22 protein-coding genes and 1 riboswitch are annotated in these 23,545 nt (G+C 74.0%); of the genes, 8 read left to right on the top strand and 14 right to left on the bottom strand.

All coding sequences use genetic code 11. The features are described from left to right. Positions 1-120 precede the first annotated feature (120 nt). The 3 genes from MUN78_RS05550 to guaB1 all read right to left on the bottom strand — a co-directional run bounded on the left by MUN78_RS05550 (position 121) and on the right by guaB1 (position 4,403). Positions 121-1,296 (bottom strand): AI-2E family transporter, encoded by a 1,176-nt coding sequence (locus MUN78_RS05550; protein ID WP_244693533.1) that lies wholly within the window; start codon positions 1,294-1,296, stop codon positions 121-123. Between the two features lie 61 nt (positions 1,297-1,357). After that, positions 1,358-2,788, bottom strand: coding sequence for a threonine synthase (gene thrC / locus MUN78_RS05545; protein ID WP_244730017.1), 1,431 nt, complete (start codon positions 2,786-2,788; stop codon positions 1,358-1,360). Positions 2,789-2,864: 76 nt separating this feature from the next. Then, complete coding sequence (guaB1, locus tag MUN78_RS05540; protein WP_244693532.1) at positions 2,865-4,403, bottom strand: GMP reductase; 1,539 nt, start codon at positions 4,401-4,403, stop codon at positions 2,865-2,867. Positions 4,404-4,549: 146 nt separating this feature from the next. On the opposite strand from guaB1, the gene MUN78_RS05535 reads away from it, so the two are divergent. Together MUN78_RS05535 and mscL are read left to right on the top strand one after the other, a co-directional pair. Next, positions 4,550-5,494 carry a DUF4190 domain-containing protein gene (locus tag MUN78_RS05535; RefSeq protein ID WP_244729351.1) on the top strand — a complete coding sequence of 315 codons (945 nt, stop codon included), beginning with the start codon at positions 4,550-4,552 and terminating at the stop codon, positions 5,492-5,494. A 75-nt stretch (positions 5,495-5,569) separates the two neighbouring features. After that, on the top strand, positions 5,570-5,986 hold the full coding sequence (gene mscL, locus MUN78_RS05530; RefSeq protein ID WP_244729349.1) for a large conductance mechanosensitive channel protein MscL: 417 nt from the start codon (positions 5,570-5,572) through the stop codon (positions 5,984-5,986). Between the two features lie 155 nt (positions 5,987-6,141). On the opposite strand, the gene MUN78_RS05525 is transcribed toward mscL, so the two are convergent. The 3 genes from MUN78_RS05525 to MUN78_RS05515 form a co-directional block, all read right to left on the bottom strand. Next, positions 6,142-7,584, bottom strand: a complete 1,443-nt coding sequence (locus MUN78_RS05525) for a dipeptidase (RefSeq protein WP_244729348.1) — start codon at positions 7,582-7,584, stop codon at positions 6,142-6,144. Positions 7,585-7,726: 142 nt separating this feature from the next. Beyond that, on the bottom strand, positions 7,727-8,383 hold the full coding sequence (locus MUN78_RS05520) for an SOS response-associated peptidase family protein (RefSeq protein WP_244693528.1): 657 nt from the start codon (positions 8,381-8,383) through the stop codon (positions 7,727-7,729). Between the two features lie 9 nt (positions 8,384-8,392). Continuing rightward, positions 8,393-9,412, bottom strand: a complete 1,020-nt coding sequence (locus tag MUN78_RS05515; RefSeq protein ID WP_244693527.1) for a YihY/virulence factor BrkB family protein — start codon at positions 9,410-9,412, stop codon at positions 8,393-8,395. Positions 9,413-9,487: 75 nt separating this feature from the next. Between MUN78_RS05515 and MUN78_RS05510 the strand changes: the two genes are divergently transcribed. Further along, complete coding sequence (locus MUN78_RS05510; protein ID WP_244729346.1) at positions 9,488-10,195, top strand: GyrI-like domain-containing protein; 708 nt, start codon at positions 9,488-9,490, stop codon at positions 10,193-10,195. Positions 10,196-10,234: 39 nt separating this feature from the next. Here the strand turns inward: MUN78_RS05510 and MUN78_RS05505 are convergent, their stop codons facing one another. Beyond that, positions 10,235-11,107, bottom strand: coding sequence for an ABC transporter ATP-binding protein (locus tag MUN78_RS05505; protein ID WP_244729344.1), 873 nt, complete (start codon positions 11,105-11,107; stop codon positions 10,235-10,237). Beyond that, a complete protein-coding gene (locus tag MUN78_RS05500; RefSeq protein ID WP_244693526.1) occupies positions 11,104-11,787 on the bottom strand; it encodes a FadR/GntR family transcriptional regulator in 684 nt (227 codons plus the stop codon). The genes MUN78_RS05505 and MUN78_RS05500 overlap by 4 nt, the downstream gene beginning before the upstream one ends. 331 nt (positions 11,788-12,118) lie before the next feature. Between MUN78_RS05500 and MUN78_RS05495 the strand changes: the two genes are divergently transcribed. Beyond that, positions 12,119-13,894 (top strand): 2-isopropylmalate synthase, encoded by a 1,776-nt coding sequence (locus MUN78_RS05495; RefSeq protein WP_244730015.1) that lies wholly within the window; start codon positions 12,119-12,121, stop codon positions 13,892-13,894. Positions 13,895-14,003: 109 nt separating this feature from the next. On the opposite strand, the gene MUN78_RS05490 is transcribed toward MUN78_RS05495, so the two are convergent. The 3 genes from MUN78_RS05490 to MUN78_RS05480 are packed head-to-tail and all read right to left on the bottom strand — an operon-like array spanning position 14,004 to position 16,644. Beyond that, complete coding sequence (locus MUN78_RS05490; RefSeq protein ID WP_244729342.1) at positions 14,004-14,780, bottom strand: ABC transporter ATP-binding protein; 777 nt, start codon at positions 14,778-14,780, stop codon at positions 14,004-14,006. Continuing rightward, positions 14,777-15,571, bottom strand: a complete 795-nt coding sequence (locus MUN78_RS05485; RefSeq protein WP_244729340.1) for an ABC transporter permease — start codon at positions 15,569-15,571, stop codon at positions 14,777-14,779. Before MUN78_RS05485 ends, MUN78_RS05490 begins: the two co-directional genes overlap by 4 nt. Continuing rightward, a complete protein-coding gene (locus tag MUN78_RS05480) occupies positions 15,568-16,644 on the bottom strand; it encodes an ABC transporter substrate-binding protein (RefSeq protein ID WP_244693523.1) in 1,077 nt (358 codons plus the stop codon). Before MUN78_RS05480 ends, MUN78_RS05485 begins: the two co-directional genes overlap by 4 nt. Positions 16,645-16,676: 32 nt before the next feature. Next, positions 16,677-16,786: riboswitch (TPP riboswitch) on the bottom strand. Between the two features lie 343 nt (positions 16,787-17,129). Between MUN78_RS05480 and MUN78_RS05475 the strand changes: the two genes are divergently transcribed. Next, positions 17,130-17,840 carry a Ykof family thiamine-binding protein gene (locus MUN78_RS05475; RefSeq protein WP_244729338.1) on the top strand — a complete coding sequence of 237 codons (711 nt, stop codon included), beginning with the start codon at positions 17,130-17,132 and terminating at the stop codon, positions 17,838-17,840. Here MUN78_RS05475 and MUN78_RS05470 read toward each other — a convergent pair. From MUN78_RS05470 to MUN78_RS05460, 3 genes are read right to left on the bottom strand one after another with little or no spacing between them, the layout of a single operon-like run. Then, positions 17,830-18,600 (bottom strand): glycerophosphodiester phosphodiesterase family protein, encoded by a 771-nt coding sequence (locus tag MUN78_RS05470; RefSeq protein WP_244729336.1) that lies wholly within the window; start codon positions 18,598-18,600, stop codon positions 17,830-17,832. The genes MUN78_RS05475 and MUN78_RS05470 overlap by 11 nt on opposite strands. 9 nt (positions 18,601-18,609) lie before the next feature. Further along, positions 18,610-19,104 (bottom strand): YflT domain-containing protein, encoded by a 495-nt coding sequence (locus MUN78_RS05465; RefSeq protein WP_244693520.1) that lies wholly within the window; start codon positions 19,102-19,104, stop codon positions 18,610-18,612. Between the two features lie 55 nt (positions 19,105-19,159). After that, positions 19,160-20,347 (bottom strand): YncE family protein, encoded by a 1,188-nt coding sequence (locus MUN78_RS05460; protein WP_244729334.1) that lies wholly within the window; start codon positions 20,345-20,347, stop codon positions 19,160-19,162. 62 nt (positions 20,348-20,409) lie between these two features. On the opposite strand from MUN78_RS05460, the gene MUN78_RS05455 reads away from it, so the two are divergent. Genes MUN78_RS05455 through MUN78_RS05445 form a run of 3 tightly spaced genes read left to right on the top strand, consistent with a single transcriptional unit; the run spans position 20,410 to position 23,458 of the window. Beyond that, a complete protein-coding gene (locus MUN78_RS05455; protein ID WP_244693518.1) occupies positions 20,410-21,681 on the top strand; it encodes a magnesium transporter MgtE N-terminal domain-containing protein in 1,272 nt (423 codons plus the stop codon). Further along, the gene (locus MUN78_RS05450; protein ID WP_244729333.1) at positions 21,678-22,292 is read left to right on the top strand and encodes a DUF1003 domain-containing protein; all 615 of its coding nucleotides are present in this window, start codon (positions 21,678-21,680) and stop codon (positions 22,290-22,292) included. Before MUN78_RS05455 ends, MUN78_RS05450 begins: the two co-directional genes overlap by 4 nt. Beyond that, complete coding sequence (locus tag MUN78_RS05445) at positions 22,289-23,458, top strand: Mrp/NBP35 family ATP-binding protein (protein WP_244729331.1); 1,170 nt, start codon at positions 22,289-22,291, stop codon at positions 23,456-23,458. The genes MUN78_RS05450 and MUN78_RS05445 overlap by 4 nt, the downstream gene beginning before the upstream one ends. Positions 23,459-23,545: the final 87 nt, after the last annotated feature.

The raw sequence follows: 23,545 nt of genomic DNA, 5'->3' as shown, positions 1-23,545 counted from the left end.
CCGCCGCGCTGGCAACTCATATATATAACCACACTCGCGCGGCGGGAGCCAAATCAGACCGAGCATCCCGGGTGTGTCCCGCATGACGGCGCGGGTCGCCGCGCCGGCCCACGGCCGCGTCTACTGCCTGCGATGGGGTCGCGCCCACTTCGCCGGCGTGTCCGGCCCGTCCCACACCTTGATGACCCCCCAGGCGACGGCGGCGATCGGCACCGCGAGCACCGCGCCGAGGATGCCGCTGAGCACGGTGCCGATGGTCAGGGCGAGCAGGATGACGAGGGAGTGCAGCTTCAGCGCCCGACCCATGAGCACGGGCTGCAGGAAGTTGCCCTCGAGCTGGTTCACGACGATCACGACGCCGACGACGATGATCGCGTTGATCGGTCCGTTCGCGACGAGGGCGACGAGGGCCGCGAGGATGCCGGCGACGGTCGCGCCGACGATCGGGATGAAGGCGAGGACGAACACGAGCGCCGCGAGCGGCAGCGCGAGCGGCACCTGCAGGATGAGGAGGCCGATGCCGATGCCGACCGCGTCGACGGCCGCGACGCCGGCGGTGCCGCGGACGTAGGAGCCGAGGGTCTCGACGACCTTCGTGCCGGAGCGCTCGGCGCGGGCGAGGGCCTCGCCGGAGAAGGGACGGAGGAGGAAGCGCCAGATCGTCGGCCCGTCCTTGAGGAAGAAGAACAGCACCACGATCATGAGCACCAGCCCGGTGATGAAGTTCGTCACGACGCCGACGCCCGCGAGTGCCCCGGAGCCGAACTGGGCGCTCGTCAGGAAGTCGACGATCTGCTCGCCCCACTCGTGCAGCTGCGCCTCGTCGGGCATGAACGGCAGCGTCTTCGACCACTCGACGACCTGCGCGAAGCCGTCCTGCGCCTGGGCGGAGAGGTCGTCCCACTGATCGCGCACGGCCCAGACGACGAGCCAGCCGACGCCGGTGAGGAGCGCGACGATCCCGAGCAGCACGATCACGGCCGCGAGCGCTGCGGGCACGCGGCGGCGGCGGAGCCACTCCGTGACCGGCGCGAAGGTGCTCGCGAAGATCAGGGCGAGCAGGATCGGGATGACGACCGTCGTGAGCTCGCGCATCCCCCAGATCACGGCGGTGGTGAGGATCAGCACGATGATCACCTGCAGCGCGCGCGTCGCGAGCAGGCCGAAGCCGTCGCCCCATGCGCGTCGCGCCCCCTCACCCGCGGCGATCCGTTCGCGGGAGGCGCGCGGGCGCTCCCCCGTCTCGAGACGCGTCACGCGGTCCTCGAGCTCGCGTCGTGCATGTCGTCCGAACATCGGCGCTCCCCTCGTCCCGCTCCAGCCTAGGGCGTGGAGCGGACCGCGCGCACGATCGGGGCTAGCGGGTCGTCGCGTGCTCCGAGATGTACGCGCGCAGCGCCGCCTCGTCGTCCGCCATCTCCGTGACGCGCTGCGGCCGCTCGAGGAGCCCGGCGAGCCGCTCGGGGACGCCGATCCGCTCCCCTGTCGCCTCGAGGACGATCTCCGGGAACTTCGCGGGCTTCGCGGTCTCCAGGACGAGCATCGGCACCCCGGGCTCGCGGTGCTCGCGCGCCACCTTGATCCCGTCCGCGGTGTGCGGGTCGAGCAGCACGCCGTACCGCGCGGAGACGTCGCGGATCGTCTCGACCCGGTCCGCGTGCGTGCTCGTGCCGCTCTGGAAGCCGAACTCGGCCTCGAAGCGGGGCTGCTCGGCGGCGAGATCGATCCGGCCCGTCTCCGCGAGCTCGCGCCAGGCCGCCGCGAGGCGCTCCGGGTCGCGGCCGAGCACCTCGTAGACAAAGCGCTCGAGGTTGGAGGCCTTGGAGATGTCCATCGAGGGGCTCGAGGTCGCGTGCGTCTCCGCCGCGGAGCGGGGCGCGTAGACGCCCGAGCGGAAGAAGTCGTCGAGCACGTTGTTCTCGTTCGCCGCGAGCACGAGCCGGCGGATCGGCACGCCCATGGTCTTCGCCGTGTACCCCGAGAGGATGTTGCCGAAGTTCCCCGAGGGGACCGTGAAGGACACCTCGTAGCCGGCGCGCTCCGCGGCCGGCAGCGCGTCCGTCTGGCGCAGCCACGCCCAGAAGTAGTAGACGCTCTGCGCGCTCACCCGTCCGAGATTGACGGAGTTCACCGCGCCGAGATCGTGCGCACGCTTGAACTCGAGGTCCTCCGACAGCGCCTTCATGAGGTTCTGGCAGTCGTCGAAGACGCCGTCGATGGCGATGTTGTGGATGTTCTCGTCCGTCAGGGAGTACATCTGCGCGCGCTGGAAATCGCTCATGCGGCCCTGCGGGGAGAGCATGAACACGGCGATGCCGTCCTTGCCCCGGAGCGCGTACTCAGCCGCCGAACCGGTGTCGCCCGACGTGGCCCCGACGATGTTCAGCGCGCGATCGCTCCGGGCGAGGACGTACTCGAGGGACTGTCCGAGGAACTGCATCGCCATGTCCTTGAAGGCGAGCGTCGGCCCCTCGGAGAGGCCGACGACGGTCAGCTCATCGCCGAGCGGCGTGAGCGGCACGATCTCGGGCGCGGCGAAGTTCTCGGCGCTGTAGGCGTCCCGGCACATGCGCGCGAGATCCTCGCGCGGGATGTCGGGAGCGAAGCGGGCGAGCACCTCGGTCGCGAGCTCCGGGTAGCTCAGCCCGCGCCACGATTCCAGCTCCTCCGGCGTCACGACGGGGGTCGTCTCGGGCACGGCGAGACCGCCGTCGGTCGCGAGGCCCTCGAGCAGGATCGCGCTGTACGGGACCGGCTCCATGCCGCCTCGGGTCGAGATGTACTTCACCATGCTCCTTCGATCGTTGACCCCTCGATTGTATTCGCCACGACGACGCGCCCGCGCCGCGGTCGCTCGGCGGGCGTCACCAGCTGACGGGCAGAGCCTTGCCCTCCTCGTATCCCGCCGCCGATTGCAGGCCGACGCGGGCGCGGAGGTGGAACTCCCGCACGCTCGCCGCCCCCGCGTACGTGAAGGAGGAGCGCACGCCCGAGGTGATCATGTCGAGGAGATCCTCGACGCCGGGGCGCTGCGGGTCGAGGTAGATCCTCGAGGAGGAGATGCCCTCGGCGAAGAGCTCCTTGCGGGCCCGCTCGAAGGCGTCCAGGCCGCCGAACCGGTGCTGCACGGCCTTGGTGGACGCCATCCCCCACGACTCCTTGTACTGCCGCCCGTCCGCGTCGCTGCGCAGCACCCCGGGCGACTCCGCCGTGCCGGCGAACCAGGATCCGATCATCACCGAGGCGGCGCCCGCGGCGAGCGCGAGCGCCACGTCGCGGGGATACCGCACGCCGCCGTCGGCCCAGACGTGCGCGCCGAGCTCGCGCGCCGCCTGCGCGGTCTCGAGCACGGCGGAGAACTGCGGGCGGCCGACCGCGGTCATCATGCGCGTGGTGCACATGGCGCCGGGGCCGACCCCGACCTTCAGGATGCCGGCGCCCGCGGCGACGAGATCGCTCGCCCCGTCGGCGGTGACGATGTTGCCCGCCACGATCGGGAGGCCGAGGCCGGCGTCCGCGACCGCGCGGATCGCGCGGAGCATGCCCTCCTGGTGCCCGTGCGCGGTGTCGACGACGAGCACGTCCGCCCCGGCGACGGCGAGGGCCCGGGCGCGGGCCGCGACGTCACCCGTGATGCCCACCGCCGCGGCGACGGCGAGCCGGCCCTCGCGGTCGAGCGCGGGCCGGTAGATGCTGCGTCGCAACGCGGAACGCCGTGTGAGGATGCCGACGAGCGCGCCGCCTCGGACGACGCCGACCGCCGCGGGAGCGTGCTCGCCGAGGGCGTTGGACTCCGCGGCGAGGGCCGAGTCGACCGCGTCGAACGCCGCGCGCGGCTCCGCGAGTTCGGCCGCGTCGAGCAGCGGCACGGGCCTGCCGCCGCCGTGGAGCAGGTCGCCGAGGCGCGCGTCGGCCGGCACGCTCGCAAGGCGCGCGGCGGAGAGGATGCCGCGGACGGCTCCGGCGGCCACCGGCGGCGCATCCGGATCGGCGTCCAGGGCGCGATCCGGGGCGCCGGGCGCGCCGTCGGCGACGACGATCGCCTGTCCGTCCGCGCGCGGGACGAGGCGGAGGGCGTCGGCGGCGCTCGCCTCGGGCGGGAGCAGGATCGGCGCGTCGGCCTGCACGGGCTGCGCCTTGACCTGGCCGATGGCGCGCGCCGCGGCGCCCGGGCCGAGATCCTGCGGCAGCACGGCCAGCCCGCCGCGTCGGGCGAGCACCGCCGCGAGGCGCGGTCCCGTCACCGAGTTCATGTTCGCGGCGACGAGCGGCACCGTCGCCGGGGTACCGTCGCCGGGGGCGAGGTCGACGGCGAGCCGGCTCCCGACGTCCGAGTGCCTCGGCACGAGGAAGACGTCGGAGTAGGTGAGGTCGACCGCGGGCATGGCGCCGATGAATTCCATACCCCCCACGCTAGGCCATCGGACGGCGCGAGGCCCCGCCGATCTGGCAGACCGTTTCCCGCCCGCGAACTCGGGAACCGCATAGGATGGGACGCGTCGGGTCGGTCGACCCGCACGGAAGCCCAACACGAGGAGCCATCGGAACCATGTCCGACACCAACGTCCCCGGCGGGGAGACGCCGCAGCAGCCGACCGCGCCGGTGCCGCCCGCCGCTCCCGCATCCGCGCCCCAGGCGCCCCAGTTCCCGCCCGCACCGCAGGCAGCCCCGGCGCCGCAACAGCCCCAGGCTCCGGTGCCGCCCGCGCCGCAGCAGCCGGGGTACGCCCCTCAGGCCCCCGGCTACGCTCCCCCGCAGCAGCCGCAGGCGCCGCAGCAGCCGCAGATCCCCGGCTACGGGGCGATGCCCCCGGCGCCGCCGCAGCCCGGCTACCCCATGGCCGGCGGGCCCGCTCCCGTGCAGCCGAAGGGCCTCGCGCTCGCGGCGCTCATCGTCGGCATCGCGAGCCTCGTGCTGTGCTGGATCCCCTTCATCGGCATCCTCGGCGGCATCGCGGCCATCGTCCTCGGCATCATCGCCATCAAGAAGGCGCAGTCGAAGGGGATGTCGATCACGGGCATCATCACGGGCGGCGTCGCCCTGCTCGCGGCCGCGGCGTTCCTCATCGTCTCCATCGTCGTGCTGAGCTGGGCGTCGAGCACCACCTCCTCGGCGCTCGATGAGCTCGAGCAGGCCACCGAGGAGCTCGAAAGCACGCTCCCCGACTCCCTCGACGACTCCGGGAGCGGCCTCTCGGACGGCACGACGAGCGATGAGCCCGCCGACGACTCCGCGGCCACAACGAGCGGCGATCGCTCGGCGGAGTTCTGCGACGCGCTCGATGCCGCGATGGCCGCCGACGCGCCGATGACCGATTCCGGAGCAGCGGCCCCCGAGCTCGTCGAGGCGTACCGGGAGCTGGCCGCCATCGACAGCCCGCACCAGGACGCCTACGCCTCCTTCGCGGACTACATCGCGGATCCGATGAACGCCGATGCACCGGACGACGAGTACTACACGGCGATCGTGGAGGACTCGATGGCCTGCATGTAACCGCGACCGCCCCGGCCGGCGTCGGTCGGCCGGGACGGTGCGATCACTGAGAACATCTTCGGGAGGGAGAGACGCATGTTCAACGGTTTCAAGGAGTTCCTGCTGCGGGGGAACGTCGTCGACCTGGCGGTCGCCGTCGTCATCGGCGCCGCGTTCAACACGGTGGTGGAGCGGGTCGTCGATTCGCTCTTCAACCCGATCATCGGCATGTTCTTCCGTGCCGATTCGCTCGATCAGGCGCTGACGGTCGCATTGCCGGGCGGCGGCACGCTCGCCTTCGGCGCCATCATCGGCGCGCTCATCAACTTCCTGATCGTCGCGGCGGTCGTGTACTTCGTGTTCGTCATGCCGATGAACCGGCTCCGCCCGAAGGCGGAGGAGGCTCCGGCCGGCCCGAGCCAGGAGGAGCTCCTCGCCGAGATCCGCGACCTGCTCGCGGCGCAGCAGAACCGCGGCGCCGCTCCGCCGGAGACCACGGCGCACAAGCACTGACCCGGCGGACCCGCCAAACCCTACGTCACGCGCGAGCCGCTATGAAGACGTCATAGGGGCTCGCGCGTTCCACAGGGGTTCGCGGATTCCATAGGGGTTCGCGCGTTTCAGCGGGGCTCGCACGATGCGCGGGATGCGCACCGCTCCGCGGCCGCTCAGTCGGCGGTGCGCGCATCGAGGCGCGCGAGGAAGAGCGCCTCGGTGAGCAGCGACTTCTTGAACGAGGCGAGATGGAGCGACTCGTTCGGGCTGTGCGCGCGCCCGTCCGGGTCCTCGACCCCGGTGACCAGGATCTGCGCGTCGGGGAACTCCGTCACGAGCTCGGCGATGAACGGGATCGAGCCGCCGACGCCGATGTCGACCGGGTCCGTCCCCCAGGCGTCGGCCATCGCACCGCGCACCTCGGCGACGGCCCAGCCGCTCGTTTCGACGAGGAAGGCCTGCCCGAGCCCCGCGTCCTCGAAGCTCAGCCGCGCACCGAAGGGGACGTGCGCCTCCAGATGCGCGCGCAGCGCGGCGTACGCCGACTCGGGGTCCTGCCCCGGGGCGATACGCGCGCTGAGGCGCACGCGGGTGCTCGGGATGAGCGTGTTCGAGGCGTGCGCGATGCTCGGCGCGTCGATGCCGGTGATCGAGATCGCGGGCTGCGCCCACAGCCGGCTGAGGATCTCGCCGCGTCCGATCGGCGAGACGCCGTCGAGAAGCCCGGTCTCGCGGCGCAGGCGCGCCTCGTCGTACTCGGGGACCGCGAGATCCGCCGAGGCGAGCCCGGGCACGGCGACCGCGCCGTCGGCGTCCCAGAGGGTGTCGAGCAGCCGCACGGTCGCGAGCATCGCGTCGGGTACGGCCCCGCCGAACATGCCGGAGTGCGAGGCGTGATCGAGCGTCTCGACGCGGAGGTTGCAGGCGACGGCACCGCGCAGGGCGACCGTGAGCGCCGGCGTCGTCTCGTCCCAGTTGCTCGAGTCGGCCACGATGATCGCGTCGGCGGCGAGCAGTTCGCGCTGCTCGCGGAGGAAGTTGCCGAAGGACTGCGAGGCCCACTCCTCCTCCCCCTCGATGAAGAGGGCGATGCCGAGCTCGAGCTCCCTGCCGGTCTCCGCCGCCGCGGCGGCGAGCGCGCGGATCGCGCCGATGTGGGCCATCACGCCGGCCTTGTCGTCGGCGGCGCCGCGGCCGTAGAGCCGCCCGTCCCGCTCGCTCGGCTCGAACGGCGGCGTCTCCCACGCCGCCTCGTCCCCGGGCGGCTGCACGTCGTGGTGCGCGTAGAGCAGCACGGTCGGACGCCCGTTCCTGGCCTCCCGGCGCGCGACGACGGCCGGCTGTCCGAGCGCCGGCTCGGCCTCGTGCTCCTGACCGTCGAGCGGGGCGCGACGGATGTCGACGACGTCGAAGATCCCGGTGCCGCGCAGCAGCTCCGCGATCTCCTGCGCGCTCGCGGCGAGGTGGGCGTGGTCGAAGTCCGGCCAGGAGACGGACGGGATGCGCACGAGGCGCTGCAGCTCGTCGAGCGTGGCGGCGAACTGCGCGTCGACGGCGGCGCGCACCGCCGATTCGACCCCCTCCGGCCGCGCCGATCCCGCGCTCTGCTCGCCCATGCTGCCTCGTCTCTCTCGCGTGCCCGGCCGCTCCGGCCCGGATCCAGCCTAGCCCGGAGGGGCTTCGGACGCCCGGGGCGCCGCGGATGCGCCCGGCCCGCATCGGTCCCGCGCGGACCGATGCCGCGAGGGACCGCGCGGCTCAGAAGAGGACCGCGTCGAATCCGGTCGCCGCGGCCTCGTCGATGCGGAGCACCTCGGCGGCGGCGCCGTCGGAGGCCGCCACCGTCTCGGCGACGAGCGCCGCATCCCCCGGCCGCGCCGGATCGAGCCAGGCCGCGTGGGCGGTGCGCGGCAGCACGAGCGGCATCCGCGGATGGATCTCGGCGGCGGCGCCCACCGCGGCGCGGGTGACCATCGCGTAGCTGAGCAGCGGTTCGCCGGCCGCCTGCGGCACGGGCGTCACGATCGCGGCGATTCCGAACAGCTCGTCGCCCGGCATCGCGAAGATCCCGCCCTGCTCGACGTACCAGTGGGCGGGGAGGATCGCGCGGCGCTGCAGCGGGGCGCGCCAGCTGCGCAGCAGCGCGTCGTCCCGGGCGTTGAAGGCGCTGAAGGGGGCGGGCGCCCCTCCGACGTGCAGCCACCACCAGGCGAGCTCCACGACCGGTTCGCCGCGCCCGCGGTGGATGAGCGGGTTGAGGTTGCGGGCGCGCCGTCCCGTGATGCGCGCCGTGCTCCCCTGCTCGCGCGCCCAGCGGGCGATCGTCTCCCGGGACTCCGGCTCGTGCATCGGGGGCAGGTCGAAGGTCAGCTCCACCCGGTGCGGCCCGCCGCCGAGCCCGTAACTCGCGCACATGCGGCCACCCTAGCCCGGTTCTCCACGAGCGGCATCCCGCTCGCGCTCCTCGGCCGATCGCGCGTCGCGGAGCTCCCGGCTCGCGGCGCGCACGGCGTCCTCCGCGCGGCGGCGCCGGTGCTGCGCGAGCGTCTCGGCGCCGTAGCGCTCGCGGATCCGGTCGCGCGACTCGGCCGTCGCCGTCACGATGTAGCTGCTCGCCACGAGGATCACCTGCGCCGAGAGGTTGAACCAGATCAGCAGCGCGATGAGCGCAGCGAAGGAGGCGAGCAGCGGATTCGCGCTCGCCCCGCGCACGAACAGTCCGGAGAGCTCCTGGAGCACCGTCAGCCCGGCGCCGCCGATGAGCGCCCCGCCCCAGAGCGCTCGCGCCGGAGCGCGCACGCCCGAGAGCACGCGGAAGACGAGAGCGACCGCGAGCACGTCGATGACGAAGACGACGAGCACGCCGAAGCCGCGGCCGAGCCACGACGCGACGGGACCGTCGTCCTCGCCGATCCAGCCGAGCACGGCCGCGATCCCCGACGCGCCCGCGACGCTGAGCACGGCGGCCGCGACGAGGAGCCCGCCGAGCACTGCGGCGACGAGCAGGTTGCGCAGCGCCACCCACACGAAGAACACGTCGTCGTGGAGCTCGTCCGCGAGGATCCGCAGCGCGGTGCGCAGGCTCCCGATCGCGCTGATCGCCGCGCCGGCGAGTCCGATGAATGAGACGACGCCCACGATCGAGAAGCCGACGGGCGCATCGATGCGGCTGAGGTCCACGACCTCCGAGAGCCCGGGAACGGCCCGGTCGAGGGCCGCGGTGAGCGCGGCCATGGCCTCGGGATCGCCGCCGAGCCAGATCGCGGCGGCGGAGAAGCCGAGCAGCACGGCCGCGAACACGCTGAAGAGCGCGCGGTAGGTGATGCTGTCCGCGAGCATGGGTCCGCGATGCTCGCTGTAGCGGAGGTACGCACGCACCGCTCGCCACTGCAGCAGCCGTGCGATCCCGCGGCCCACGATCCCCCGCCCAGCCGCATCCGCCATGCTCCGACCGTAGGGGACGCGGGCGGGGCAGGCAAGCCATTGCCGCCCGTGCGGCCGATGCCGTACACTCCTCGCATGCCGGGGCAGGATCGGGCGGCGAGCGCCGGGAAGATCGATTTCAAGCGGGAGATCGCCGCGTACCGAGCGCCTCGGGGAGCGTTCGAGATCGTCGACGTCCCGAGGCTGCAGTACCTCATGGTCGACGGGCACGGGGACCCCAACACCGCTCCGGCCTACTCGGCGGCGCTCGCGGCGCTCTACCCCCTCGCCTACGCGCTGAAGTTCGCGAGCCGGCGGGAGCTCGGGCGCGACTACGTCGTCATGCCTCTCGAAGGACTGTGGTGGGCCGAGGACATGGCGGTGTTCACCGCGGCCCGCGACAAGAGCCGCTGGGACTGGACGATGATGATCATGGTGCCCGACTGGATCGACGCGGGACGCCTCGACGCGGCGCGCGCGACGGTGCGCGCCGGCCGGGGACGGGTGGCGACGACGCCGGATTCGCTCGGCGACGTGCGGCTCGACGCCCTCGCGGAGGGGTGCTGCGTGCAGACCCTCCATGTGGGCCCCTACGACGCCGAGGCTCCGGTGCTCGCGGAGCTGCATGAGCGCTTCATTCCCGAGCGCGGGCTGCGGATGACCGGCCCGCATCACGAGATCTACCTCGGCGATCCGCGCCGGGTCGCGCCCGATCGGCTCCGCACGATCCTGCGCCAGCCGGTCGCGCGACGGGGTCCGGAGCCCCTCGCCGCGTCCGAGTCCGAGCCGCTCGCCGCGGCCTAGCGGTTCGCCGCGACCGAGTCGTTCGTCGCGACCGGGTCGTTAGCCGTTCACCCCGATCCGGCCGTTCGAGGAGCCCGAGCCCGTCGCGGGGCCCGAGCCGCGCGCGGTCGGGGAGCCGGGGGCCGTGCGCCGCGCGCGGGCCGACCACCGCCCCTCCGCGTGCACGACCTCGATGGGGTGCTCGAAGGCGCGCGAGATCGTCCCGGTCGTCACCACGGCCCCGACCGGCCCCGCCGCGACGACGCTGCCGCGGGCGATCACGACCGCGTGCGTGGTCGTCTCGGGCAGCTCCTCGAGGTGATGGGTCACGAGGATCGTGGTGAGATCCGGCTCCGCTCGGGCGAGCGCGTCGAGCGTCTCGAGGAACTGCTCGCGCGCGGCCACGTCGAGGCCCGTGGTGGGTTCATCGAGCAGCAGCAGCCGCGGCTCCGCGGCGAGCGCGCGGGCGATGAGCGCGCGGCCGCGCTCCCCCTGCGACATCGTCGGCCAGGCCGCTTCGCGGCGCGCCTCGAGCCCCACGTCGGCGAGCAGCGCGTCGGCGCGGGCGAGCTGCTCGGGGCCGGGCGACCAGCGCAGGGGGAGCTCGATCGTCCCGGTGAGGCCCGTGAGCACGACCTCGCGCGCCGTGATCGCTGAGCGCACGGGATGCCGCGGGTTGACGTGCCCGATCCCGCGGCGCAGCTCCTGCAGCTCGACGCGGCCCAGCCGGTGCCCGAGCACGTCGACGGTGCCCGAGGTGGGATGGGTCTGCGCGCCGCAGAAGCCGAGGATCGTGCTCTTGCCCGCGCCGTTCGGCCCGAGCAGCGCCCACCGCTCCCCGGCGCGCACCGTCAGGTCCACGCCGTGGAGGATCTCCTGGCCGTTGCGCCGGAAGACGACGTCGCGCAGCGCGAGGACCGGCGCGGCGCTCACGCGAGGGCCTCCGCGAGCGCGGCGAGATGGGCACGGCTGAGCGCGGAGGCGGCGTCCGCCTCCCGCGCGGCGACGGCGTCGGCGAGCCGTTCGTGCGCCGCGTGGTCGGCGTCCCCGCCGAACTCCGTGCGGATCCGCAGCATCTCGATCATGGCCTGCCGCATGCGCGGCGTGAAGCCGTCGAAGAGCTCGAGCAGGATCGGGTTGTGCGCGGCGACGACGATACCGCGGTGGAAGGCCGTATCCGCATCGACGTGCGCCGCGATCCCGTCCCGCGCGGCCGCCCGCTCCGTCAGGGCGCGACGGATCGCGCGGAGGTCCGCGGGCGTGCGACGGGCGGCCGCGAGAGCGGCCGCCTCCGCCTCGATGGCGGCCCGGGCCTCGAGCACGGAGCGGATGTCGGCGCGCAGCAGCACGGCGTCCCAGTCCTCCCGCGCGTCGAGCGCTCGGACGAACACGCCCGCGCCCTGGCGCGAGGCGAGCACGCCGCGGCCGGCGAGCTGCCGGATCGCCTCGCGCACGGTGGAGCGGCCGACGCCGAGCTGCGGAGCGAGCGTCGTCTCCCCCGGCAGCCGGGCGCCGAGTGGCCACTCGCCCGCCCGGATGCGCTCGAGCAGCAGCTGCGCCGCCTGATCGGCCAGCGGTTCCCTGCGGACGCCGGCGCGTGCGTTCTCCGGCATGCGTCCCCCTCTTCCCGGCGGGGCCCGGCGCCCCGCAAGTGCCGTCAGCGTATCACAACACCTCAACTTGTCTGAGGAGTTGTGCTACAGTGGCTGCCATGCTCTTCCGGATGCTCCACCTTCTGCGCCACGACGGGGCCTGACGCGGCCGGCACCCCGTCGTGGAGCGACGCGCTGCCGGCCGCACCCCGACGATCCGGAAGGAACCCCCGTGTCCCCTCGAGTCCCCGTGCACTCCGAGCACCCCGCCGCCCCGGTCGCCCCCGCGACCCCGGTCGCGACGGCCACCCCCGCCGCCCCGGCCACCTGGAACCGTCAGCGCCCGTCGGGCATGCCGTCCCACCGCTACCGCGACGCCTTCTCCCGCGTCCGGGTCCCGCTCGCCGAACCCGGCGCCGAGGCGCGCCGCTGGCCCGATGCGCGCCTCACCCGAGCCCCCCTCTGGGTGCCCGTCGATCTGCGCGACGGCAATCAAGCCCTCGCCGAGCCGATGGATCCGACACGCAAACGGCGCTTCTTCGAGCTCATGGTCGGCATGGGGTACACGGAGATCGAGGTCGGATACCCCTCCGCGTCGCAGACCGACTACGACTTCGTGCGGCTCATCGCCGAGGGCGGCGTCGCCCCCGAGCACGTCACCATCGTCGTGTTCACCCCCGCCAGGCGCGACCTCATCGAGCGCACGGTCGCCTCGATCGCGGGCATCGAGAACGAGGTCGTCATCCACATGTACACCGCGACGGCGCCCGTGTGGCGCGAGACGGTGCTGCAGCGCGACCGGGAGGAGCTGCGGGAGCTGATCCTCGCCGGCGGTCGGGATCTGCTCGAGCTCGCCGGGTATCTGCCGAACGTCCGCTTCCAGTTCTCCCCCGAGGTGTTCAACCTCACGGAGCCCGACTACGCGCTCGAGATCTGCGACGCGATGACCGAGCTCTGGGACGCCCGGCCGGAGCGCCCCGTGATCCTCAATCTGCCCGCCACGGTCGAGATCGCGACCCCCAACGTCTACGCCGACCAGATCGAGTACATGCACCGCCGCCTCGCGCGGCGCGACGGCGTGATCCTCTCCGTGCACCCTCATAACGATCGCGGCACGGGCGTGGCCTGCGCCGAGCTCGCCGTGCTGGCGGGGGCGCAGCGCGTCGAGGGGTGCATCTTCGGCAACGGCGAGCGCACCGGCAACGTCGATCTCGCGACCCTCGCGCTCAACCTGCATGCGCAGGGCGTGGACCCGATGATCGATTTCTCCGACATCGACGGGATCCGGAGCGTGGTCGAGGACTGCAACCGTCTGGAACTGCACCCCAGGCATCCGTACGTCGGCGACCTCGTGCACACCGCCTTCAGCGGCACCCACCAGGACGCCATCCGCAAAGGCCTGGCCGAGCACCGGGAGCGGGCCGCCGCGGACGGCGTCCCCGAGGGCGAGGCCGCGTGGCGGGTGCCGTATCTGCCGATCGATCCCGCCGACCTCGGGCGCGACTACGCGGCGGTGATCCGCGTGAACTCGCAGTCGGGCAAGGGCGGCATCGCCCATCTGCTCGAGACCGGCTACGGCATCGAGCTGCCGCGCCGCTTCCAGATCGAGCTCGCCGGCCGCGTGCAGCGCTACGCCGACGCCTCGGGCGGCGAGATGACGTCCGCGGAGCTGTGGTCCGTGCTCGAGCGCGAGTACCTCTGGGATCCGGGCGCCCGCTCGCCGATCGCGAGCGCGAGCGTCGACGCGAGCGGGGCGCGCAGCGAGGTCACGCTCCGGATCGCCGGCGCGGAGCATCGCAGCGTCCACGCGGGGACGGGTCCGATCGAGGCGCTCACGGCGGCGCTCGCCTCGCACGGCGCCGCGATCGAGGTGATCGGGCTCCACCAGACGAGCGTCGGCGCCGGGGCCGGCGCCGCGGCGCTCAGCCTCCTGGAGTTCCGCGGCGCCGACGGACGGACGCGCTGGTCGGCCGGGCACGACGGATCCGTGCTGGCGGCGAGTACGGCAGCCGTGGTCCGCGCCGCTGGCACGGCAGTGGTCCGCGCCGCGGGCGCAGGTGCGGGCGTCGACACGGGCGCGGGGGTCGACACGGGCGCGGGGGTTCGCGTCGGCGCGGGCGCCGACTGAGCCGGGCCGTCGGCGGCGCGGGGCGACCGCGCCGCCTCCCGCGACCCGCGTGTCTCGCGGCGTCGCCCGGCGCCCGCGGCGTCGCTCGGCGCCGGGAGCCGCCCGTGGTTCAGGCGGGGCCCTGAGCCACCGGCGTCCCCGGCATCGCCGCGGCGCGCAGCAGCGCGTGCACCCGCTCCTCGAGGCCGGGCACCCGGGGATCGGCGCGGAAGCCGTCGCCGCGGGGGATGTCCCGCGTCACGCCGACCTCCCCCGCGATCCGCCCGCCGCCGAGCACGAGCACCCGGTCGGCCATCCGCACCGCCTCGCGGATGTCGTGGGTGATGAAGAGCGCGCTCCACCCCTGCGAATCCCAGATCCCGAGCAGCCAGCGCTGCAGCTCGTCGCGCGTGATCGCATCGAGCGCGCCGAACGGCTCGTCGAGCAGCAGCACCGGGCGCTGCTGCACGACCGTGCGCAGGAACGACACCCGCTGCCGCATGCCGCCCGACAGCTGCCGCGGGAAGCGATCCTCGGTCCCGGCGAGCCCGAAGGCGTCGAAGAGCGCCCCGGCCCGGCGGCGCGCCTCCGCACGCGGGAGACCCGCCACCTCGAGACCGATCGCCGCGTTGTCGAGGATGCGGCGCCACGGCAGGAGCACGTCGCGCTGCGGCATGTAGGCGAACGGCCGACCGGCTTCGGCGGTGGCCGCCCCGCCGTAGCGGATCTCCCCGGCGTCGGGCCGCTGCGCCCCGGTGAGCAGGCTCAGCAGCGTCGACTTGCCGCAGCCGCTCGGGCCAACGACGGCGACGATCTCCCCAGGGGCCACGTCGAACGAGACGTCCGCGAGCACGGTGCGCGCGCCGAAGCGCTTCGCGATCCCGCGCAGCTGCAGGCCGTCGCTCACCGCTCGCGCCCCTGCTCGATGCGCAGCCACGGCGCGCCGTACCGCTCGCAGAGGACGACGAGCGCGTAGAGGGCCAGCGTGAGGAGCGTGCTCACGGCGACCGCCGCGAGCACGAGGTCGGTGCGGAACACGTGCTTCGCGGACTGCATGTAGACGCCGAGCCCCGCGACGGCGCCGGCGTACTCCGCGAAGATCGCACCGACCACCGCGTAGGTGATCGAGATGCGCAGCGCGGAGAAGAAGGACGGCACCGAGGCCGGCAGGCGGATCATGCGGAAGACGCGGGCCCGAGACGCGCCCATCGAGCGCAGCAGATGCTCCGCCTCGGGATCGGCGGATTCGAAGCCGCGCAGGAAGCCGACGACCATGGGGAAGAAGGTCACGAACGCGACGAGGAGCACCTTCGGCAGCAGCCCGAAACCGAACCACAGCACCACGAGCGGCGCGAGCGCGATGAGCGGCAGGGTCTGGCTCACCACGAGGAGCGGCAGGAGTGCGCTGCGCAGCGCCGTCGACGCGTCGAGGAGCGCGGCGGTCGTGAAGGCGACGGTGACCGAGAGCGCGAAACCGGCGATCGTGGCGGTGAGCGTCGGCAGGGTGTGTCCGAGAAGCGCGGCCCGCTCGGCCACCCCCGAGGCCACGACGCGGCTCGGCGCCGGCAGCACGTCGGCCGGCACGAGTCCCGCCGCGGCGACCGTTTGCCAGATGCCGAGCAGCACGAGGAACGCGAGGATCGGGGCGAGCACGGCGCCGACGCCCCGCCCTCCGCCCGCAACGGACCGGAGGCTCACCCGAGCAGCTCGTCGGTGTAGTACGCACCCCAGTCGGGCTCCTCGGCCAGCGGCTTCCCCTCCGCGTCGACGAGGAAGCCGCCGTCGAAGAGGAACGCGCCGAAGGCCGCCCAGGCCTCGGGGTCCGCGGCGCCGATGGCGCGATCCTCCGATACGAGGTATCCGTCCTGCGCGAGCATCTCCGCGCTCCGGTGCACGAGCTCCTGGGCGGTGCCCAGGGTGTCAGGGTTCGCCGCGATGAGGAGCTCGGCGGCCTCGTCGGGATGCGCGGCGGCGTAGGCGTAGCCGCGGGCGGTCGCCTGCACGAACGCTGCGGCTTCCTCGGGATGGCCCTCCACGTAGGCCTCGCTCGAGACGATGCCCGTGGACTGCTGCTCGGGCACCCCGAAGTCCTGGTAGCGGAACTGCCGATAGGGGGCGCCCTCGAGCTCGGCCTGCAGTCCCTCCCAGGTCGCGACCGAGAGCGTGAAGTCGATGCGCCCCTGCGCCAGCGCCTCGTAGGCCCCGGTATCGAGCACGACCTCGGTGAACTCCCCGGCGCCTCCGTCACCCGCGATCGTCGCCGTGGCGAGCGCCGTGTACAGCGGCGAGCCGAACCCGCCGAACGTCGCCCCGTCGAGCTCGGCGGGGCGGGAGAACTCGTCGCGGTCCCCCGCCACGACGAGGCGTCCGGTGTCGTGCTGCGTCACCCGGTAGACCGAGATCAGGTCGAGCCCCGCCGTGCGCGCGATCTGCACGCTCGACTGGCCGCCGATCCCGAAATCGGCCTCGCCCGCGGATACGAGCTGCGTCGCGGCGGTCGAGCCGTAGGGCAGGATCTCGACGTCGAGGCCGGCGTCGGCGTAGTACCCGAGCGCATCGGCGACGTAGACGCCGATGTGGTTCGTGTTCGGCGCCCAGTCGAGCGCGAAGGTGACGGTGGACCCCCCGGCGGGGTCGGCGGCGGGATCGGCTCCCGCCGGATCGGTCGGCGCGCAGCCGGCGAGGCCGAGCGCGGCCGCGAGCGCGGCGGCGGTGAGCGCGGTGGTGGTGACGCGGCCGGCGGTGCGGCGCGCGGTGTTCGGTCGACGCATGGAAGCGTGCCCCTGTTCTCTCGGTGGGCACGGGTGCGAAAAGAGTGTCTCCCTGCGCTGGCATGATCCAGATCAGGTTCGACGGTCGAAGGTTGATGACCTTCCTCTCAGCCCGGCCTACCGGACTCCCGTGTGCCCCCAGGCTAGCAGCCTCGCGCGGGGGCCGCCGCCCGGCTCCGCTTCCCTCGTTCCGCCACGGACTCCCCGCCCTCATCGCCCTCCTCGGCCTCCACGCCCTCGCCGCCTTCATCGAGCTCGCCGAGAATGACGCGAATGGGCCTCATTCGCGCATGAAACCCCGGAATGCGTGATTTCCGAACGCCGACGGGCGCTCCGCACGGGGCCTGGCGCACGGGCGGGGCCTGGCGCACGGGCAGGGCCGGGCGCACGGGCGGGGCCTGGCGCACGGGCAGGGCCGGGCGCCGACGGGCGCTCCGCACGGCCCCGGGCGCACGCGCGCGCGGGCGATCCCCTAGGGTGGTGGCGTGACCTCATCGATGACCCCGCAGCAGTACGGCGTCGGCGCCCGCTTCACGCTGTCCGTGTACGACTCCGACTACGTGCGGATCATCCTGGACGCGCTCGCCGCCGCGGACGCGGCGGGCCTCGTCGTCGAGACGAACGACATCTCGACCTTCGTGAGCGGGGCGGAGCAGCGCGTGCTCGAGTACCTGGCCGCCGTCATCGGAGCCGCGGCGGCGAGCGGGGCGCACCTCTCCGCCGCGATCCTGCTCTCCCGCGGCTGCCCGGGCGAGCTCCAGTGCGCGCTTCCCCCCGGGGTGCCCGCGCTCGGCGCCGCCCCCGTCTCCCTCGCCGGCACGGGCGTGCGCGCGCGGGCTCACTGGTCCCTCTACCCCCTCCTCGACGCCGGACCGGCCGAACCGGCAGTTCCGGCCGAACGGACCGAACCGGCCGCACCGGAAACGACCGCCCCCGCGGCATCCGCGGACGGGTCACCGGAGCAGGCCCCCGACAGGCACCTGGAGCACATGGCCCCCATCTACGCGGCGATCGAGGCGGCGAAGCGCGACGGGATCTACGCAGGATCCGACCATTACGCGACCCGTCTCGACGGCGATCTCGCGGCCGTCCTCGAGACCGTCGCGAACGCCTGGATCGGCGTCGGCGCGTCCGTGCAGCACGTCGTCACCCATCTCACCGTCTCGGTGAACAGCCCGACGCCGGTCAGCGACTGAGCGCGAGGTCGGCGCGGTCGGTAATGATCCCGTCGACGCCGCGGGCGACGAGCGCCCGCATCCGCGCGGGATCGTTCACCGTCCACACGTGCACCTCGACGCCGTGCCGGTGCGCGGCATCGACGACGCGCGGCGTGAGCACGGGCACGATCCCCTGCCGCTCCGGGATCTGCAGCGCGTCGATCCCCGCGAGGGCCCGGGCGACGCGCGCGCGGGAGCCGGAGGCGACCGCGAGCAGCACGCGTACGATGCCGCCGCGACCCGGGGCGGTCGCCGGTCGCACGGAGCCGGGGACGGCGGCCGCGGCGGCGAGCGCGGCGCGCCTCAGCGCCTCGGAGAAGCTCGTCACGAGGACGCGATGCGCTTGCCCGGCCGCGATCCGCCCGACGCCCGCGGCCGCTTCCGCGGCCTTCACGTCGACGTTGAATCGCGCGTCCGGGAACTCGGCGAGCGCCTCGTCGAGGGTGAGGAGGCCGCCGCGCCCCGCCAGCAGCGCACCGAGCTCCGCGTGCGTGAGATCGGCGACACGGCGGGGGTCGCCGGCGACGCGCCCGAGCTCCGCGTCGTGCACGAGCACGATCTCCCCGTCCCGCGTGGCCCGGCAGTCCGTCTCGAGGTAGCGCGCCCCCGCGGCCAGCGCGGCGCGGAAGGCGGCCCGGGTGTTCTCGGCGACGCCCCGCGCGGCATCCGCCGGTCGCACGAGCCCGCGGTGCGCGAGGACGCGCGGACGGACCGGGTCGGCGAGATACGGATGGGCCACGGCGGCCCGCTAGACGGACGCGGTGAGGATCTGCCTCGCCTGGTGCACGAGTTCCGGCTCCGTCACGAGGTCGTAGCGCGTCGCGACCATCTGCATGACCGAGGAGAAGTCGCGGCGGTTGCGGTTGAGCGCGTAGGAGAGCACGCCGAAGAGCATGCCGAAGCCCGCGCCGATCACCACGGCGGCGGCGAAGACGCCGAGGATCGCCGCGTTGTCCGGCTGGAAGATGAAGAGCAGCAGCCCCAGGAAGAGCCCCAGATACGCCCCGGAGAGCGCGCCCATGAGGGCGATCCTGCCGTAGGTGAGCCGACCCGTGACCCGCTCGACGCTGCGCACGTCGTTGCCGACGATGCTGATCTGCTGCACCGGGAAGCTCGCCCGCGCGAGCACGTCGACGGCGTGCTTCGCGTCCTCGTAGCGGTCGTACGTCGACACGATCTCGCCCTTCGGGATCTCGGGCATCAGCTGCTGACGGGCCCTGCCGCCCGGCGTGGGGGTGCTCATGCCTCGATTCTGCCACCTCGGGCCGCGTGGCACCCGCCCGAAGCGCGGGATCGGTTCAGCGCTCCGCGAACCCGACAACGGCCTGCGGGTAGCCGGGGATCGGGATCGCGCGCTCGCCGTCGCCGTCGAGCGCGATCAGCGTGATCCCGTCCCACCCCTCGTCCCGCGTGTTGCCGCCGGCGACGGCGGCGTACTCCGCGCCGTCGCCATCGCGCCAGAGCGCCACCGTCTCGTGCGGCACGGCGAGGGGCACGACGCGCTCCGCCCCCGTGTCCACGTCGAGGATCGAGAGGTTCGGCGCCCCCGTCGCGCTGCCGAAGGCGCCCGTGCCGACGGTGAGCAGGCGCCGCCCCGCGAGCGCCGTGCCGTGCGCGTGCGAGTTCGCGGCGCTCGGGATCGCGGCGGCGTCGCCGGTGCGGGGATCCAGCCGGAGGACCACCTGCCCCTGGAACGGCAGCAGGATCGACGCGGCGCCCGCGCCGTCCTCCGCATCGGCGCCCGCATCGACCGCTCCGTAATGCGGCTTCTCCCAGGAGGCGAGACCGCCCTCCTCCCCGAACGGCGCGACGCGGTGCTGCACGGCGGTGAAGTCCGCCGTATCGACGACGGTGACGGTGAAGCCGTCGTGATCCACGCTCGCGACCCAGGCCCCTGCAGGGTCCGCGAGCACGTCGAAGGGGCGCGCGCCCACCGGCGCCGAGCGGGCGAACGCGCCCGCCTCGACGTCGTACTCCTCGAGGTGCCAGCTGCCGTCTCCTGGCGCCACCGCGACGGCGACGCTGGCGCCGTCGGCTGCGACGGCGAGACCGAGCCCGCCCGGACGGTACTCCCCCGCCCCGATCTCGGCTGCGGGGTGCAGATAGGGGACGAGCGCGGTCCGCCGGCGCGCCCGGAGATCGAGCACCGCGAGCCCCTCGGCGGTGGCCGCGTAGCCCACGCGCCCGTCCGGGCTCGTGCCGACGCCCCAGGGGGACGCCCCGGCCGCGATCCGCTGCACGGCCTCCGCGTCGGGCAGCGCCGGATCGATCACCGCGACCTCGGCGGCGTGCGCGAGCGAGGCGAGCAGGAGCACCGGCGCGGGCGCCGGTTCGGGTGCCGGATCGGGTGCCGGGTCGGGACGCGGCTCCGCGGGAGCCGGGTCGTCCGGCTCCGGAGCGCAGCCGGCGAGGAGCGCCGCGGTCCCGGCGAGGCCGAGCAGCGCGGCGGCGCCGAGCACGCCGCGGCGGGAGGGGTGCGCAGTCATGCTCCCAGCCTCTCGCAGATGCCGCAGCGGCGCATCTCCGCTCGGAGCGGTAGCGTAGTGGCGTGAGTACTTCCAGGGTCTTCGTCGGGCGCCTCGCCGGGCGCGGGGTGTTCGATCCGGTCGGCGACCGGATCGGGAAGGTGCGGGACGTGCTGGTGGTCTTCCGCGCCGCGGGACTGCCGCGCGTCGTCGGCCTCATCGTGGAGATCCCGGGGAAGCGCCGCGTCTTCGTCCCCATCGGCCGCGTCACCTCCATCGGCTCGGGCCAGGTGATCACCACCGGCCTCATCAACGTGCGGCGGTTCGAGCAGCGCGGCGGCGAGACCCGCATGATCGCCGAGCTCATCGGGCGCGAGGTGCATCTCGCGCCCGAGCGCGCGGGCGGTCCCGCGGCGTCGGCGCGCATCGAGGACGCCGCCATCGAGCGCAGCCAGAACGGCGAGTGGGTGGTGTCCGAGGTGTTCGTGCGGCTGCCGAAGCCCGCGGCGCCCTTCAGCCGCGGCGACGCGCGCACGGTGCGCTGGACGGACCTGCGCGTGCCGAGCAGTTCGCCCGGCACGCAGTCGGCTGAGCTGCTCATCCAGACGCTCGTCGACCTCAAGCCCGCAGACCTGGCCGAGGCGCTGCTCGAGTTGCCGCGGCCCCGGATGCTCGAGGTCATCGACGAGCTGCCCGACGACCGGGTCGCCGACGCGCTCGAGGAGATGAGCGAGCAGGACCAGCTCGCCCTGCTCGCCCAGCTCCCCTCGGATCGCGTCGCCGAGGTGCTCGACCGCATGGAGCCGGACGACGCCGCCGACCTCATCTCCGCGCTCCCCGCGGCCCGCGGCGAGGAGCTCCTCGACCTCATGGACCCGGAGGAGGCGGAGGACGTGCGCCGCCTCCTCGAGTACGACGCGGACACCGCGGGCGGGCTCATGAGCCCCTCCCCGATCGTGCTCTCGGGCGAGTCGAGCGTCGCCGAGGGGCTCGCCATGATCCGGCGCGCCGAGATCCCGCCCGCGATGGCGTCCGCCGTCTACGTCACGCATCCGCCCTACGAGACCCCGACAGGCGAGTACATCGGCCTCGCGCACTTCCAGCGCATGCTGCGCTTCCCGCCGCACGAGCGCCTCGTGTCGCTCATCGACACCGAGATCGAGGCGGTCCCCGTCGACGCGAGCGCGGCGGAGGTCTCCCGGAGGCTGGCCAGCTACGACCTCGTGGCCATGCCCGTGGTCGACGATCAGCAGCGGCTCGTCGGCGTCGTCACCGTCGACGACGTGCTCGACCACCTGCTGCCCGACGACTGGCGCCACGCCGACGACGAGCCCGGGGACGGGGGTGCGCGGTGAGCCTGTTCAGACGCGATCCCGGGCTCGACGCGCCGCTCGCCGCCGGCGGGCGCGCCGCGCGCGGCGACTCCCGCGGCAACGAGCGCTTCGGGCGCTGGACGGAGAGCATCGCCCGCGGCATGGGCACGCCCTGGTTCCTCCTGCTGCTCAGCCTCTTCTGCGCCGCCTGGCTCGCCTGGAACGCCTTCGGCCCCGATGACTGGCGCTTCGACTCGGCGGCCCTCGGCTTCACCGCCCTCACGCTGATCCTCTCCCTGCAGGCCTCCTACGCGGCCCCGATGATCCTGCTCGCGCAGAACCGGCAGGACGACCGCGACCGCGTGCAGATCGAGCAGGATCGCCAGCGCGCCGAGCGGAATCTCGCCGACACGGAGTTCCTCGCCCGCGAGGTGGTGGCGCTGCGCCTCGCGCTCAAGGAGCTGCCGGATCGCGACTTCGTGCGGCAGGAGCTCAAGGCGCTGCTCGCCGAGCTCGACGCCGAGTCCGAGGAGACGCCGCCCACCGAGGAGCCCGCGGTCGGCGAGGACCCGGGCGCCGTGAGGCCGCCGGGATCCCCGGACGACCCGGAGGCGCAGGGATCCTCGGAGACGCCGTCGCAGGACCCCCGGTGAGCGCCCCCGAGGGCGCGAGCGCCGCCGAACGCGCGGTCTGGGAGGCGCTGGGTCGGGTGCGCGACCCCGAGATCCTGCGCCCCATCACCGAGCTCGGCATGGTCGACGAGGTGCGGGTCGACGCCGCGGGGCGTGCCCGCGTGGCCATCAGCCTCACGATCGCGGGATGTCCGGCGGCCCGACGCATCGAGGAGGACACCCGGGCCGCCGCCGGCGGCGCCGCGGGCGTCACCGGCGCGGAGGTCGTGGTCGGGGTGATGACCCCCGAGGAGCGCCGCGCCTTCACCGAGCGCGTGCGCGGCGGCCGGGAGACGCGACCGCAGCAGTTCGGCCCCGACTCGCTGACGCGCGTCATCGCCGTCACGAGCGGCAAGGGCGGCGTCGGCAAGTCCTCGCTCACGGCGTCCCTCGCCGTCGCGCTCGCCGCGCGGGGTCTCGCCGTGGGGCTCGTCGACGCCGACGTCTTCGGCTTCTCGATCCCCGGCATCCTCGGCCTCAGCCGCGACGGTCGCACCGAGCAGCCGACCCGCCTCGACGATCTCATCCTGCCCCCCGTCGCGCACGGGGTGAAGACGATCTCCATCGGCATGTTCCTCGGCGATCAGGATCCGCGGACCACCGCGGTCTCCTGGCGCGGGCCGATGCTCCACCGCACGATCGAGCAGTTCCTCCGCGACGTCTGGTTCGGGGACCTCGACGTGCTCCTCCTCGATCTGCCTCCGGGCACGGGGGACATCGCGATCAGCGTCGGGCAGCTCCTCCCCCAGGCGGAGGTCCTCGTGATCACGACGCCGCAGGAGGCGGCGGCGGACGTCGCCGTGCGCAGCGCGCTCGTCGCCAGGCAGACGGGGCAGCGCGTCATCGGCGTCGTCGAGAACATGGCGGGCCTCCCCGGCCCCGACGGCGGCGTCATCGAGGTGTTCGGCACGGGCGGCGGCGCCCGCGTCGCCGAGCGGCTAAGCGACGCCGAGCATGGGGACGTGCCGCTCCTGGGCAGCGTACCCCTGAGCCCCGGATTCCGGGAGGCCGGGGATCGCGGCGCACCCGCGGTGCTCGCTGATCCGGCGGACCCCGCTGCGGCCGCGGTGCTCACGATCGCGGAGCGCATCGCGGGCCTGGGCCGCGGGCTCAGCGGCCGATCGCTCGGGATCTCGCCCGCGCCCTGATCCGCCTCGCGCCCGATCCGGTGCGCGCCCGCCCCGCGCGCTCCGTTCCTGCCCTCGCCGCGTTCTGCGCGCCCCGATCCGGCACGC

The sequence above is a fragment of the Leucobacter allii genome, from assembly GCF_022919155.1.
GTDB lineage: Bacteria > Actinomycetota > Actinomycetes > Actinomycetales > Microbacteriaceae > Leucobacter > Leucobacter allii.
The sequence above is the reverse complement of the archived record's forward strand: the minus strand, read 5'-3'. Positions and strand labels throughout refer to the sequence as shown.